The 14,404-nt window shown below is 62.3% G+C and carries 15 protein-coding genes; 12 read left to right on the forward strand and 3 right to left on the reverse strand.

Annotated features, from left to right (window positions below; translation table 11 throughout):
• Nucleotides 1–564, reverse strand: coding sequence for a helix-turn-helix domain-containing protein (locus JV201_RS18875; RefSeq protein ID WP_003211741.1), 564 nt, complete (start codon nt 562–564; stop codon nt 1–3).
• A 92-nt stretch (nt 565–656) separates the two neighbouring features.
• Between JV201_RS18875 and JV201_RS18880 the strand changes: the two genes are divergently transcribed.
• A complete protein-coding gene (locus tag JV201_RS18880; RefSeq protein ID WP_219405908.1) occupies nt 657–1,577 on the forward strand; it encodes a DMT family transporter in 921 nt (306 codons plus the stop codon).
• 6 nt (nt 1,578–1,583) lie between these two features.
• Here the strand turns inward: JV201_RS18880 and JV201_RS18885 are convergent, their stop codons facing one another.
• The gene (locus tag JV201_RS18885; protein WP_219405909.1) at nt 1,584–3,161 is read right to left on the reverse strand and encodes an ABC-F family ATP-binding cassette domain-containing protein; all 1,578 of its coding nucleotides are present in this window, start codon (nt 3,159–3,161) and stop codon (nt 1,584–1,586) included.
• 186 nt (nt 3,162–3,347) lie between these two features.
• Here JV201_RS18885 and JV201_RS18890 point away from each other — a divergent pair, with 186 nt between their 5' ends.
• The 10 genes from JV201_RS18890 (at nt 3,348) to JV201_RS18935 (ending at nt 13,010) form a co-directional block, all read left to right on the forward strand.
• The gene (locus JV201_RS18890; protein ID WP_219405910.1) at nt 3,348–6,269 is read left to right on the forward strand and encodes a monovalent cation/H+ antiporter subunit A; all 2,922 of its coding nucleotides are present in this window, start codon (nt 3,348–3,350) and stop codon (nt 6,267–6,269) included.
• Nucleotides 6,269–6,613 carry a Na+/H+ antiporter subunit C gene (locus tag JV201_RS18895; RefSeq protein ID WP_003192163.1) on the forward strand — a complete coding sequence of 115 codons (345 nt, stop codon included), beginning with the start codon at nt 6,269–6,271 and terminating at the stop codon, nt 6,611–6,613. Before JV201_RS18890 ends, JV201_RS18895 begins: the two co-directional genes overlap by 1 nt.
• The gene (locus tag JV201_RS18900; RefSeq protein WP_003211748.1) at nt 6,610–8,292 is read left to right on the forward strand and encodes a monovalent cation/H+ antiporter subunit D; all 1,683 of its coding nucleotides are present in this window, start codon (nt 6,610–6,612) and stop codon (nt 8,290–8,292) included. Before JV201_RS18895 ends, JV201_RS18900 begins: the two co-directional genes overlap by 4 nt.
• Nucleotides 8,289–8,777 (forward strand): Na+/H+ antiporter subunit E, encoded by a 489-nt coding sequence (locus tag JV201_RS18905; protein ID WP_003211750.1) that lies wholly within the window; start codon nt 8,289–8,291, stop codon nt 8,775–8,777. The genes JV201_RS18900 and JV201_RS18905 overlap by 4 nt, the downstream gene beginning before the upstream one ends.
• Nucleotides 8,774–9,052, forward strand: coding sequence for a K+/H+ antiporter subunit F (locus JV201_RS18910; protein ID WP_003211751.1), 279 nt, complete (start codon nt 8,774–8,776; stop codon nt 9,050–9,052). Before JV201_RS18905 ends, JV201_RS18910 begins: the two co-directional genes overlap by 4 nt.
• Nucleotides 9,049–9,417 (forward strand): Na+/H+ antiporter subunit G, encoded by a 369-nt coding sequence (locus tag JV201_RS18915; protein ID WP_003211753.1) that lies wholly within the window; start codon nt 9,049–9,051, stop codon nt 9,415–9,417. Before JV201_RS18910 ends, JV201_RS18915 begins: the two co-directional genes overlap by 4 nt.
• Before the next feature lie 106 nt (nt 9,418–9,523).
• Nucleotides 9,524–10,459 (forward strand): alpha/beta hydrolase, encoded by a 936-nt coding sequence (locus tag JV201_RS18920; RefSeq protein WP_177028454.1) that lies wholly within the window; start codon nt 9,524–9,526, stop codon nt 10,457–10,459.
• Nucleotides 10,460–10,574: 115 nt separating this feature from the next.
• Entirely contained in the window at nt 10,575–11,504 is a 930-nt protein-coding gene (locus JV201_RS18925; RefSeq protein ID WP_219405911.1) for a sel1 repeat family protein, read from the forward strand.
• A gap of 134 nt (nt 11,505–11,638) precedes the next feature.
• A complete protein-coding gene (locus JV201_RS18930; protein WP_177028453.1) occupies nt 11,639–12,391 on the forward strand; it encodes a 3-oxoacyl-ACP reductase family protein in 753 nt (250 codons plus the stop codon).
• A 31-nt stretch (nt 12,392–12,422) separates the two neighbouring features.
• The gene (locus JV201_RS18935) at nt 12,423–13,010 is read left to right on the forward strand and encodes a TetR/AcrR family transcriptional regulator (RefSeq protein ID WP_177009142.1); all 588 of its coding nucleotides are present in this window, start codon (nt 12,423–12,425) and stop codon (nt 13,008–13,010) included.
• 8 nt (nt 13,011–13,018) lie between these two features.
• On the opposite strand, the gene lepB is transcribed toward JV201_RS18935, so the two are convergent.
• Nucleotides 13,019–13,687, reverse strand: a complete 669-nt coding sequence (gene lepB / locus JV201_RS18940; protein WP_008432435.1) for a signal peptidase I — start codon at nt 13,685–13,687, stop codon at nt 13,019–13,021.
• 160 nt (nt 13,688–13,847) lie between these two features.
• On the opposite strand from lepB, the gene JV201_RS18945 reads away from it, so the two are divergent.
• Nucleotides 13,848–14,399 (forward strand): dihydrofolate reductase family protein, encoded by a 552-nt coding sequence (locus tag JV201_RS18945; RefSeq protein ID WP_219407204.1) that lies wholly within the window; start codon nt 13,848–13,850, stop codon nt 14,397–14,399.
• The last annotated feature ends 5 nt before the right edge of the window (nt 14,400–14,404 follow it).

Raw genomic sequence — 14,404 nt, forward strand, 5'->3', positions numbered from 1 at the left:
TTAAATCACCACGTTGCGCACAAACCGCACCGCCACGTCGCCGTCATTGCGATAGGCGTGAAGGTAGCGGCTGGCGAACATCAGGAACTCACCGGTGGCGACGTTTTTTTCCTCATCCCCCAGCACCAGCGTCAGGGTGCCTTCGAACACAAACAACTGCACGCTCCAACCCTCGGGGTCCGGTTCAGGCATGTAGCGATCGCCGGGCTCCAGGCGCATCTCCCATAGTTCCACCTCGCGACGCGCGGTGGCCTTGGCCAGCAGCACGGCTTTGCTGCCGGGGATGTCACCGGCCCAGGCCAGTTCGTTGATACGGCTGTGATCAGCGGCATCCGGGGCCTGGATCAAGTCGCTGAAGGCCACGTCCAGGGCTTCAGCCACCCGGTCGAGGGTCGACAGGCTGACGTTTTTCTCCCCCGCCTCGATTGCCACCAGCATGCGCCGGCTGACGCCGGATTTTTCGGACAGCGCCGTCTGGCTCAACTCAGCCGCATGGCGCAGGCGCCGAACGTTCTGGCTGACGTGTTGCAGGACCGAGGCCCGTTGCGGATTTTCTTTGTGCACTATATTGCTCACAGGGTGGGGTTGCGCAGTATACTGCCCAGCTTGCGGCGCATTGTGCGGTCCGCGCCCTTCCTGTGCAAGACCGAGCCGCCATGACCACCTCCCCGTTGTTTTCCCGTTTCAGCAAAGCCGAATGTGTATTGGTGGTGATCACCATGTTTTGGGGCGGCACATTTTTGCTGGTGCAGCACGCCATGGCCGTCAGCGGCCCGATGTTTTTCGTCGGCCTGCGTTTTGCTGCGGCGGCGCTCATCGTCGGGGCGTTCTCATTCCGCAGCCTGCGGAACCTGACGCTGTTTGAATTGAAGGCTGGCTGCTTTATCGGTGTGGCGATCATGTTCGGCTACGGTTTGCAGACCATTGGCTTGCAGACGATCCTGAGCAGCCAGTCGGCATTTATTACTGCGCTGTATGTGCCATTCGTGCCGCTGCTGCAATGGCTGGTACTGGGACGGCGGCCGGGGTTGATGCCGAGCATCGGCATCATGCTCGCGTTTACCGGGCTGATGCTGCTGACCGGCCCGGCCGGGGCATCATTGAATTTCAGCCCCGGTGAAATCGCCACGTTGATCGGTGCGGTAGCAATTGCCGCCGAGATCATCCTGATCAGCGCCTTTGCCGGGCAGGTGGATGTACGCCGGGTAACGGTGGTGCAACTGGCCACGGCGTCGGTGCTGTCGTTCCTGATGGTGGTGCCGATGGGCGAGGCGCTGCCGGGGTTTTCCTGGTTGCTGCTGTTCAGCGCGGTGGGCCTGGGGCTGACCAGCGCGGTGATTCAGGTGGCGATGAACTGGGCGCAGAAAAGCGTCTCGCCGACTCGCGCCACGCTGATTTATGCCGGGGAGCCGGTGTGGGCCGGCGTAGTCGGGCGGATTGCCGGGGAGCGCTTCCCGCCGATTGCCATGGTGGGCGCGGCGTTGATTGTGGCGGCGGTGATTGTCAGCGAAATGAAAACCCGTCGGCAGCGGCTCGCCGAGCCCCAGATCGAACTGGAACACGAAAAGCAGGGTTAAGCGGCCTCAGAGGCGCAACTCGCCGTCCAGGTTGATGGCCTGCAGGAACGCCTCGTCATGGGACACCACGATCAGCGCGCCCTGGTACTGATTGAGCATTTGCTCCAGGGCAATCCGGCTGGGCAAATCCAGATGGTTGTCGGGTTCGTCCAGCAACAACAATTGCGGCGGATGCTCGGCGTAGAGCTGTGCGGCCAGGGCAATTTTCAGACGCTCGCCGCCGCTCAGTTGGCAGGTGTCGAGCATCGCGCGGTCAGCATCAATGCCCATTTGCGCCAGCCGTGTACGCGCTTCGCTTTGCGCCAGTAGCGGATTACTTTCGTAAAGCCATTGCACCGCCGTGCGCTCGGGGTGCTCCAGCCCGGCGTGTTGGTCCAGCCAGCCGATATGGCAACTGCGCGCCAACTCACCGGCAGCCACCGGCAACTGGCCGGCAATCACCCGCAGCAGGGTCGACTTGCCACTGCCATTGGCTCCCAGGATCGCCATGCGCGTCGGGCCGGTCAGGGTGAGATTGATCGGCGCCGGGCTGCCAAACGGCAACACCACGTCGTTCAACTGCAGCACCAGCTTGCCCTGGGGCACCACGCTTTCCGGCGACAGCATCATGCGCTGGATCTCGGGCGCACACCGCGCACGCGCCTCGGCGATCCGTTGCTGTTGCTGCTCACGCGCCAGCTGCTGGTTGAGGCGCAACTTGCCCTGGCTGTTTTCACTGCGCTCTTTCTGGGCGTTGGTGATCAGTTTGGTCTGGTTGCCATCCCGGGCCTGGCGGTCGCCCCGGGCATTGCGGCGCTGCTGACGCTCCATCTGGATGACCGCTTCACGCTGCTCACGTTTGGCGTGCGCGCGCTCCCCCTGCAACGCCGACTGGAACGCCTGCTGCTCCTGCTCCCGTGTCGCCGCATAGTGGCTGTAATTACCGCCGTAGACCGCCAAGCCCTTGGGCGACAGTTCGACAATCTCGTCCATGTGCTCCAGCAGCCCGCGATCATGGCTGATCAGCACCAGGCCGCCGGGCCAGCGATCAATCTGCTGGGCAAGCTTGTGCTGCTGATCGATGTCCAGGTGGTTGCTGGGCTCATCGAGGATCAACCAGTCTGCCCTCGACAACCAGGCGCCCAGCAAAGCGACGCGCTGGCGTTCGCCGCCACTGAGGGCCGCGGTTGGCGAGTCGGCAGTCAAGTGCCCCAGGCCGATTTGCTCCAGGGCCGCCGCCAGTCGAGGCGCGCAATCCCATTGATCAACGGCCAGTGCATGGTCCTGTTCGTCCACGCTGCCCTCGGCGATGCGCGCCAACGCCGCCAGCACTTGGTCGACACCTGCCAGCGCCGCCACGCTGGAATAGCGTTCGGGCTCCAATAGTTGCGTCACCGCGTACACACTGCCCTCGCGGCGCACATGCCCGCGGGTGGGCTGCAGGGTGCCCGCGAGCATTGCGCCCAGCAAGGACTTGCCCGTCCCGTTGGCCCCCACGAGGCCGGTCGCCCGGGCGCTGAAGGCATGGTTCAGATTGTCGAACAGGCTGCGTCCATCCGGCAGGCTGCAGGCGACATGGTCAAGGTGGAGCAATCGCTGGGTCATCACACGTCCTTATGCAACAGGCTGAAAAAAACCTTTAAACAGCATACCTGCCCTGGATACGGGCATTGAAACAATGCCAAACAGCCTTTTTCAGCCTACCTTGTAGGATCCTGCCACATCTTGCCGTTTGGTGATCAAGATTCCGGCACGTATGATGCATCCCAAACTCCCGCAGATTAGAAGCCTATGTCCCTGATAGTTCTACTGCTTCTGCCTTTTATCGGCAGCTGTCTGGCGGCCTTGCTGCCGCACAACGCACGCAACACAGAGTCCCTGCTGGCCGGCCTTGTGGCCCTGGTCGGGACGGTTCAAGTCGCCCTGCTCTACCCCCAGATCGCCCACGGTGGCGTGATACGTGAAGAATTCATGTGGTTGCCCAGCCTCGGGCTGAACTTCGTATTGCGCATGGACGGTTTTGCCTGGTTGTTCTCGATGCTGGTGCTGGGCATCGGGACCCTGGTGTCGCTGTACGCCCGGTATTACATGTCGCCGGAAGACCCGGTGCCGCGCTTCTTCGCGTTTTTCCTGGCCTTCATGGGTGCGATGCTCGGCCTGGTGATCTCCGGCAACCTGATCCAGATCGTGTTTTTCTGGGAGCTCACCAGCCTGTTCTCGTTCCTGCTGATCGGCTACTGGCACCACCGCGCCGATGCCCGGCGTGGCGCCTATATGGCGCTGATGGTCACCGGCGCGGGCGGCTTGTGCCTGCTGGCGGGGGTGATGCTGCTCGGGCATATCGTCGGCAGCTACGACCTGGATCAGGTCCTGGCTGCCGGTGATCAGATCCGTGCCCATTCGTTGTACCCGATCATGCTCGCCCTGGTGCTGATCGGCGCCCTGAGCAAAAGCGCGCAATTCCCCTTCCACTTCTGGCTGCCCCACGCCATGGCTGCACCGACGCCGGTGTCGGCCTACCTGCACTCGGCAACGATGGTGAAGGCCGGCGTGTTCCTGCTGGCACGCCTGTGGCCGTCGCTGTCCGGCAGCGAAGAGTGGTTCTGGATTGTCGGCGGTGCCGGTGCCATTACCCTGCTGCTCGGCGCTTATTGCGCCATGTTCCAGAACGACCTCAAAGGCCTGCTGGCCTACTCCACCATCAGCCACCTCGGGCTGATCACCTTGCTGCTGGGCCTCAACAGCCCGCTGGCCGCTGTCGCCGCCGTATTCCATATCCTTAACCACGCCACTTTCAAGGCGTCGCTGTTCATGGCGGCGGGGATCATCGACCACGAAAGCGGCACCCGTGACATCCGCAAGCTCAGCGGCCTGTTCAAGCTGATTCCGTTTACCGCCACCCTGGCGATGGTCGCCAGTGCGTCCATGGCCGGCGTGCCGCTGCTCAACGGTTTCCTGTCCAAGGAAATGTTCTTCGCCGAGACCGTGTTCATCTCCGCCACCGCCTGGGTGGAAATCGCCCTGCCGGTCATCGCCACCATCGCCGGTACCTTCAGCGTGGCCTATGCCCTGCGCTTTACCGTGGATGTGTTCTTCGGCCCCAAGGCCACCAACCTGCCCCACACCCCGCACGAGCCGCCACGCTGGATGCGTGCGCCGGTGGAGTTGCTGGTGTTTACCTGCCTGCTGGTGGGGATTTTCCCGGCCCAGGTGGTCGGTTCGATCCTCGCCGCAGCGGCCCTGCCGGTGGTCGGCGGCGAACTGCCGGAATACAGCCTCGCCATCTGGCACGGCTGGAACGCGCCAATGATCATGAGCCTGGTGGCCATGTCCGGCGGCGTGGTGCTCTATCTGCTGCTGCGCAAGCAACTCAAGTTGGGCCGCTTCAAATACCCGCCGATCATCAGCTACTTCAATGGCAAGCGCGGCTTCGAGCGCTGCCTGGTGGTGATGATGCGCGGGGTGCGCAAGATCGAAAAACGCATCAGCACCAAACGCCTGCAAACCCAGCTGTTCCTGCTGGTGCTGGCGGCGGTGACCGCCGGGTTGATCCCGATGCTCTACAGCGGCATCAGTTGGGGCGACCGGCCGAAGATCCCGGGCTCCATCGTGTTCGTCACCCTGTGGCTGCTGGCAATCGCCTGCGCCCTGGGCGCCGCCTGGCAAGCCAAGTACCACCGGCTGGCAGCCCTGACCATGGTCAGCGTGTGCGGGATGGTGACCTGCGTGACCTTCGTCTGGTTCTCGGCGCCAGACCTGGCGCTGACGCAACTGGTGGTGGAAGTGGTCACCACCGTGCTGATCCTGCTGGGCCTGCGCTGGCTGCCACGGCGGATCGAAGAAGTTTCCCCACTGCCCAGCTCGCTGCGCAAGGCACGCATCCGCCGCCTGCGGGACTTCCTCCTGTCCACCGTGGTCGGTGGCGGCATGGCGCTGCTCTCCTACGCGATGCTGACCCGCCAGACGCCCAACGACATCTCCTCCTTCTACCTCAGCCGTGCCCTGCCAGAAGGCGGTGGCAGCAATGTGGTGAACGTGATGCTGGTGGACTTCCGGGGCTTCGACACTCTCGGTGAAATCACCGTGCTCGGCGCCGTGGCGCTGACCGTCTACGCCCTGCTGCGCCGCTTCCGCCCGTCGAAGGAAAGCATGGAATTGCCCGCGCAACAGCGCCAACTGGCACCCGACGTGGCCACAGACCTGATCAACCCGCGCCAGGCCAGCGACACCGCCCTGGGTTTCATGATGGTGCCAGCGGTGCTGGTGCGCCTGCTGCTGCCGATTGCCCTGGTTGTCTCGTTCTACCTGTTCATGCGGGGGCACAACCAACCGGGCGGCGGGTTTGTCGCCGGTCTGGTGATGTCCGTCGCGTTCATCCTGCAATACATGGTCGCCGGTACCCAGTGGGTCGAGGCGCAGATGAGCCTGCGGCCGATGCGCTGGATGGGTTTTGGCTTGTTGTCGGCAACCCTGACCGGGCTGGGCGCACTGCTCGCCGGCTACCCGTTCCTCACCACGCACACCTGGCACTTCAGCCTGCCGGTGCTGGGGGACATCCACGTCGCCAGCGCGCTGTTCTTCGACGTCGGTGTGTACGCCATGGTGGTCGGCTCGACCTTGCTGATGCTCACCGCCCTCGGCCACCAATCGGTGCGCGCCCATAAACCCAGTAACCAGGCGAAAGCCGTTGCCAGCCCAGGAGGAGCCGCCTGATGGAAGAAGTCATCGCAATTGCCATTGGGGTCCTGGCGGCCTCCGGCGTCTGGCTGATCCTGCGGCCACGGACGTTCCAGGTGGTGATGGGCCTGTGCCTGCTCTCCTACGGGGTCAACCTGTTCATCTTCAGCATGGGCAGCCTGTTTATCGGCAAGGAGCCGATCATCAAGGATGGCGTGCCGCAAGACTTGCTCAACTACACCGATCCGCTGCCCCAGGCCCTGGTGCTGACGGCAATCGTGATCAGCTTCGCCATGACCGCACTGTTCCTGGTGGTGCTGCTGGCATCCCGGGGCCTGACCGGCACTGACCATGTGGACGGCCGGGAGCCCAAGGAATGACCTGGATGAATCAACTGATCATCGCGCCGATCCTGCTGCCGTTGCTGACCGCCGCGCTGATGCTGATGCTCGGCGAGAAGCACCGCCCGCTCAAGGCGCGGATCAACCTGTTCTCCAGCATGGTGGGCCTGGGCATCGCCGTGCTGTTGCTGTACTGGACCCAGAAAGGCGGCCCCGGCTCCATCGGTGTGTACCTGCCGGGCAACTGGCAGGTGCCGTTCGGCATCGTGCTGGTGGTGGACCAACTCTCGGCGATGATGCTGGTGCTCACCGGGATCATTGGCGTCAGCGCCCTGCTGTTCGCCATGGCCCGTTGGGACCGCGCCGGCACCAGCTTCCATGCACTGTTCCAGATTCAGTTGATGGGCCTGTATGGCGCCTTTCTGACCGCCGACCTGTTCAACCTGTTCGTGTTTTTCGAAGTGCTGCTGGCGGCGTCCTACGGCCTGATGCTCCACGGTTCCGGCCGGGCGCGGGTGTCGGCGGGGCTGCATTACATCTCGATCAACCTGCTGGCCTCGACCTTGTTCCTGATTGGCGCGGCGCTGATCTATGGCGTCACCGGTACCCTGAACTTTGCCGACCTGGCACTGAAAATCCCCCTGGTGCCGGAAGCCGATCGCGGCCTGCTGCATGCCGGTGCGGGCATCCTCGCCGTCGCCTTCCTGGCCAAGGCCGGGATGTGGCCGCTGAACTTCTGGCTGGCGCCTGCCTACTCCTCGGCCAGTGCGCCAGTGGCGGCGATGTTTGCGATCATGACCAAGGTTGGCGTGTACACCGTGCTGCGTCTGTGGAACCTGCTGTTCTCCGGCCAGGCGGGTGCCTCGGCACTGTTTGGCGGCGACTGGCTGATCTACGGCGGCATGGCGACCATCGTCTGCGCGGCGCTGGCGATGATCGCCGCGCAACGCCTGGAACGCATGGCCAGCCTGAGCATCCTGGTGTCCGCCGGGATCCTGCTGTCGGCGGTGGGTTTTGCCCAGCCAAGCCTGACCGCCGGGGCGCTGTTTTATCTGGTCAGCTCCACCCTGGCGCTGAGTGCGCTGTTCCTGCTGGCCGAATTGATCGAGCGTTCGCGCTCGGCCAACGACATGCCCCTGGACGACGAAATCGAAGCCCTGCCCAAGGCCATGGAATCCCTGCATCCACCGCCCGGCACCAACCTCGACGATGAACAGAAAGCCGTGGTCGGCCAGGTGATTCCCTGGACGGTGGCGTTCCTCGGCCTGAGTTTTATCGCCTGCGCCCTGCTGATCATCGGCATGCCGCCGCTGTCCGGGTTTATCGGCAAGCTCAGCCTGCTCAGCGCCTTGATCAACCCGATGGGCCTGGGCAATGCCATCGACGAACCGGTGCGTCCGGCCGCCTGGGGCCTGGTGGCACTGCTGATCTTCTCCGGCCTGGCGTCGCTGATCGCCTTCGCCCGCCTCGGCATCCAGCGCTTCTGGACCCCGGAAGAGCGTCCATCGCCGCTGCTGCGCCGCTTCGAATGCGTGCCGATTTTCTTCCTGCTGGGCCTGAGCATCGCCCTGACGTTCAAGGCCGAGCCGCTGATGCGCTATACCCAGGCGGCCGCCGAGAGCCTGAACAACCCGGAACACTATGTGATGGCGGTCATGGCGACGCGTCCGGTGCCGAGCCCTGAAGCCAAGGCCGCCGCCCTGGAGGTGCAGCCATGAAGCGCCTGTTCCCTGCCCCGTGGCTGTCATTGGCATTGTGGTTGTTGTGGCTGGTGCTGAACCTGTCCGTCAGCCCCGGCAACCTGCTGCTGGGGGCGATCCTCGGCTTTGCGGCACCGCTGATGATGGCGCCGTTGCGCCCGCTGCCGATCCGCATCCGCCGCCCGGGGGTGATCATCCGTTTGTTCTTCCTGGTGGGGCGTGACGTGATCATCTCCAACCTCGCCGTGGCCTGGGGCATCCTGACCTGCGGCTCTCGCCCACCGCGTTCGCGCTTTATCAAGATCCCCCTGGACCTGCGGGATGCCAACGGCCTGGCCGTGCTGGCGATGATCACCAGCGTGACGCCGGGCACCGTATGGTCGGAACTGGCCCTGGACCGCAGCGTCCTGCTGATCCACGTGTTCGACCTGGATGACGAAGCGCAGTTTATCGAGCACTTCAAACACGCCTACGAACGGCCCCTGATGGAGATCTTCGAATGAGCGCCCTGCTCTCCAATGCGATCCTGTTCAGCCTGTTCCTGTTCTCCCTGGCCATGGTACTGACCCTGGTGCGCCTGTTCAAAGGCCCGTCGGCCCAGGACCGGGTGCTCGCGCTGGATTACCTGTACATCCTGGCCATGCTGATGATGCTGGTGCTGGGTATTCGGTATGCCAGTGACACGTATTTTGAAGCGGCTCTGTTGATTGCGCTGTTTGGCTTTGTGGGGTCGTTTGCCCTGGCGAAATTCCTGCTGCGTGGGGAGGTGATCGAATGATCAATGTCGATGTGTTGCCGCTGTGGGTTGAAGTGATCGTCGCGGTATTGTTGGTGCTTAGCAGCCTGTTTGCGCTGATTGGGGCGATTGGGTTGTTGCGGATGAAAGACTTCTTCCAGCGCATGCACCCGCCGGCGTTGGCTTCGACCTTGGGCGCCTGGTGCGTGGCGCTGGCCTCGATCATCTACTTTTCGGTGCTCAAGTCCGGGCCGGTGTTGCACGGTTGGTTGATCCCGATCCTGCTGTCGATCACAGTGCCGGTGACGACGTTGCTGCTGGCACGCACCGCGTTGTTCCGCAAGCGCATGGCCGGGGATGATGTGCCGGCTGAAGTCAGCAGCCGTCGCACTGACAGCGGCAGCTGATCCCCACAGGCGCCGCAGTGGTGAAATTCGTTCTCCAATAGAATCCATAAAATAGAACCTCAATCGCTAATCCCGGTATCGGGATCACTTTATGAGGTTCTCCCCCATGGCATTCACTCCCCTTGTCCAGGCCCATCTCGACGCGTGGGTTGCCTGCGCCGCTGACTTCGGCCCATTTCTCACGGGCCAGGAAACCACCCTCACCCTCAATGAGCAGCGCAAGGCTTATGAGCAGGTGCTTTGTTCCCATCCGATTCCCGCCGGTGTCAGCTTTTGTGACGTCGATATGGGTGGCGTACCGGGCATGATGGTCGTGCCTGATGGGTTTGAGGGTGACCAGGTGCTGCTTTACATCCACGGCGGTGGTTATGTCGGCGGCAGCCCGCGGGGCTACCTGGGCCTTGCCGGCCACTTCGCAAAACTGCTGGGTGCAAAAGTCTACCTGCCCGACTACCGCCTGGCGCCCGAGCATCCGTTCCCCGTACCTATTGATGACACGTTGCAGGCTTATCGCTGGCTGCTCGACCAGGGCAATGACCCCAGGTCCATCGTGTTCTCGGGCGATTCGGCCGGCGGCGCAATGGTGGTGTCGGTGATGGTCAAGGCCCGCAACGCAGGCCTGCCACTGCCCGCCGGGGGCGCCGCCTTGTCGCCGTGGGCCAACCTGGAACACACCGGCGCCTCCATCGACAACCGTGACGGCCTCGACCCGCAAGCCTCCCGCCTGGGGCTGACGCTGCTTGCAAAAGCGTTTCTCAACGGCGCGCTGCCGAATGATCCCGATGCATCGCCGGTGTTCGCGGACGTCCGGGGATTGCCGCCCATTCTGGTGCAGATCGGCGAAAACGAAGTCATGCTCAGCGACGCCATGCGCCTGGCCACCCACCTGGGGGAAAACCGGGTACGCGTGTCGCTGGAGGTTTGGCCTGGGATGTTTCATGTCTGGCATTTGTTTGCGGCAATCTTGCCCGAAGGCATGCAGGCCGTGGCGAATGCGGCGTTGTTTCTGGACCAGGCAATACGTGGCAGCCGTAGCGCTTGAGGGGTTGCCCAGAGCGCGGGAAAGGCAGCGCTCCTGCCGATAACTATCTGTCACCTGGGGCCCCACCGCCCCACCTACCTTTATCGGACAACGTATCCCGATACAGGTAATGATCATGTATACCCATTCCGATGCACTGACCACGCTGTTTGATTTGCTCAACTCGCTGAACGCGCTGATTTCACATTTGACGAGCCAGCAACAGGCAGCCAAACAGCGGGGCCTCGAGTTGTATCAACTCGGTGAATTCGAAGAGTGCGAAACCCATTTGACCATCTCCGCCTCGGCCGGCGATGCGCCGTCCCAATACGCCCTGGGCGAAGCCATCCGGCGCCGGGTCGGCAGTGTCGACCCCGATGCCCAGGCGTGGTACCGCCTGGCCGCCGCCCAGGATCATGTGTACGCCCTGATGCGCCTGGGTGGCGAAACCAACCTGGCCAAGGCGAAGACCCTCGCCCAGGCAGGTGCCGATGCTGGCGACGGCGCAGCGATGCTGCAGCTGTATGAACTGACCAAAGATCGCTCGTGGCTGAGAAAGGCAGGTGATGCCGGCTGCGCCGAGGCCTATTACATTGCGGCGCTGTTGTACGACAAAAACCCGGAGGCCAGTGACAACCGCGACTCCATGCTCAGGTATGCGGCCTTCAAGGGCTTCCCGCCAGCGATGAAGTGGCTGGCCAACATGCAGACCTACTACCGCAACCTCTCCTACCAGCGCATACACCTGGAAAAACGGCTGGCGCTGAATGACCTTGATGGCGTCATGACCTATGCCGGTGCGCTCGGCGGGTTCGATATCGATGAAAGTGGCACCAACCGCTATCACTACCCCGAGAACAAAATCCACGCCTATGGGCTCTACTGGCTGGTCATGGACAGTACCCGGCAAAACCCACGGCACGCCGATGCCGCAGGCTACCTGCAACAACTGGCCAGCGCGCTGACTGCCGAAGAAATGGAAACAGCCAAGGCGTATGGCCGCCAGTGGAAAACCGAGCACCCGGCGCTGTCGGAGTTCAGGTTGACCTACAGCGACCTGAAATGACCGGCGTCTGATGAAGGATTCGAGAGCACATCCGGCAGTTAAGGATTAATTAATCCAAAAACAGCTTGGCTAAGTATTTCCAGGCTGGTACGTTTTAGTGGATTATTTAATCCACTAAATCTCAGGCCTCCCCCATGACAGCTCACACCCCTCGCTTCAACCACAAAGTCGCCCTGGTCACCGGCGGTTCCCGCGGTATCGGCGAAGCGATTGTCCGCCGGCTTTCAATTGAAGGTGCAGCGGTCGCGTTTACCTATTCCTCCTCTGCCGACAAGGCGCAAGCGCTGGTTGGCCTGATCGAAAGCAAGGGCGGAAAAGCCTTGGCGATTCAGGCCGACAGCGCCGATGTGGCGGCAATAGAACGGGCGGTCGCGGCCACTGTCGAGCATTTCGGCGCCTTGAATATCCTGGTCAACAACGCCGGGATCCTGCTGATGGGCACCGTCGACACCTTCAGCCTGGAAGACTTCGACCGAATGTTTGCGGTCAATGTGCGGGCCACGTTTGCGGCGGCCAAGGCCAGCTCGGCGGTGATGCACACGGGTGACCGAATAATCACCGTCGGCAGCGTGGTCGCCCAACGTTCGGGCTTCCCGGGCTCCAGCGTCTATAGCATGACGAAGTCGGCGATCGCCGGTATGATCCGCGGCCTGGCGATTGATTTCGCGCCGCGCGGCATCACCGTCAACAACGTGCAGCCGGGCCCCACCAGCACCGACATGAACCCGGCAGACGGGCCCCATGCGGACATGATCAAAAGCCTGATTCCCTTGGGCCGCGTAGGTACCGCCGACGATGTTGCCGGCATGGTTGCTTATCTCGCGTCCGAAGAAGCGGCATTTGTCACCGGCGCCAGCATGACCATCGATGGCGGCTACCTGGCCTGAGCCTTCACCTGCAATTTCCCCCGAGGTAACCATGGCAAGACCCAGAGCATTCGACCGCGACCAGGTGCTGCGCGAGGCCATCCGGGTTTTCTGCGACAAGGGTTTTGCCGCGGCCTCGACTGAAGAACTGATGCAGGCCATGGGACTGAGCCGCCAGAGCATGTACAACACCTTTGGCGACAAACGCCAGCTGTACCTGCTGGCGATGGCCGAGTATCAGCGCACCGGCGTCGACGACTTGATCGAGCGCCTGAACCAGGGCCCGACCCCGCTGCAGGCACTGCACGACACCCTGCAATCCTTCGCCACCCGCGCCCTGCGGGAAGGAACGGCGGGTTGCATGGGCGTCAATGCCATCTGCGAGTTCGGCCTGGAAGATGATGAGATCAATCAACTCACCGCCCACAGCGCCGAACGCTTGCGCAATGCATTCGAACAGACGCTGGAGCGTGCGCAGGAACAAGGCGAATTGACCGTCGGCACCGATCTCTCGGGCGCGTGTGATTTTCTGATGGCCACCCTCAGCGGCATGAAAGTCGCCAGCAAGGGCGGCGCCACCACTGAGCAACTGGAGCGCATTGCGGGGTTTGCACTGCGGGCGCTGAGCGCAAAAGCGTGATCAGCCCACTAGAGTATCGGCGCGCCAAATCGACCCAATCGTGGCATCCAATGGTCCAGGATCTGCGCTGACGCCAGGATATGGTGGGCGTGCCCGATCAACAGCCGACGCGGCACAAACCCGATATAGCGGGAGTCATCGCTGTTATCGCGATTGTCGCCCAGCATGAAGTAACTGTCGGCAGGCACCACCACCGGGCCGAAATCGCGCAGCGCCCGTACTGTCGGCATGAACTGCACCGTGCGCTGGCTGCTGTTCGCACGCTCCGTCACCTTGATCCCCGGAACTGTTTGGCCAGGCGCGATGGGCTCGCTGATGTCCTGCCCATTACTGTAGGTGGCCGGCGTACCGTTGACCCACAACACCTCGTCGCGCATTTCCAGGGTATCGCCGGGGATACCGACAATGCGTTTGATCAAGCGCGTGCCATCCTTGGGCGAAGAGAACGTGACGACATCTCCGCGCTGGGGGTTATCCAGTCTCGCCAGGGAAATATCGGTGAGGGGCAATTTGAGGTCGTACGCGACGCGATTGACCAGCACCACATCGCCCTCAAGCAACGTCGGGCGCATGGAACCGGACGGGATGGGATTCCAGTCAGCCAGGGAGGTGCGGAAAACCCCGAAGCACAGCCAGAAAATGATCGCGTAACGGTAGCGGATTAACCAACGGCGCATAGATCCTCGCAATACGAAAAGGCACACCGGCCTGCGCCGGGTACCCACGGTGATTTTTGGCAATGCTCGCTTATTGCATCGCAAGATTAAATTAACATTAGCGTTGCCGACCCATGACAGTCGATATTTTCAAGCACACAGAAAAGGAGTTTCACGCCCCATGGATAGCAAATGTTCGGTCTTTATCGCAGCCAGCGTCGACGGCTTTATTGCCCGGCCAGACGGTGATATCGAGTGGCTTCATCGCCCTGAGTACGAAGGCGCCGAATTGAACGGCGTGACCTATAAACACTTCATCGCCACCGTGGATGCGCTAGTGATGGGCCGCAAGACCCTGGAAAAAGTGTTGTCCTTTCCGGAGTGGCCCTATGAGGGCACGCCGGTCATAGCACTCTCTCACCAATCGGTTGAGCTACCTGCAGCTTTGAAGGGCAAGGTTGAGGTGGTGAGCCAGGATGTCACCAGCCTCGTGGCAGCGTTGGCCGAGCGCGGGATGAAACACCTGTATATCGACGGAGGCCAGACGATTCAGCAGTTTCTTGAGGCGGGTTTGATCGACGAGATGATCATCACGCGTATTCCGGTTGTGCTGGGCCAGGGGATCCCCTTGTTCAGCCAGTTGGGTGGCGAGCATGAGCTTCGGCATATCGGCACGTATGCGTCGGATAATGGGTTTGTTCAAAGCCGGTATGAGGTCGGTGGCAAGCGCTGATGGTC

This window comes from Pseudomonas sp. Colony2 (assembly GCF_019382755.1).
Taxonomy (GTDB): domain Bacteria; phylum Pseudomonadota; class Gammaproteobacteria; order Pseudomonadales; family Pseudomonadaceae; genus Aquipseudomonas.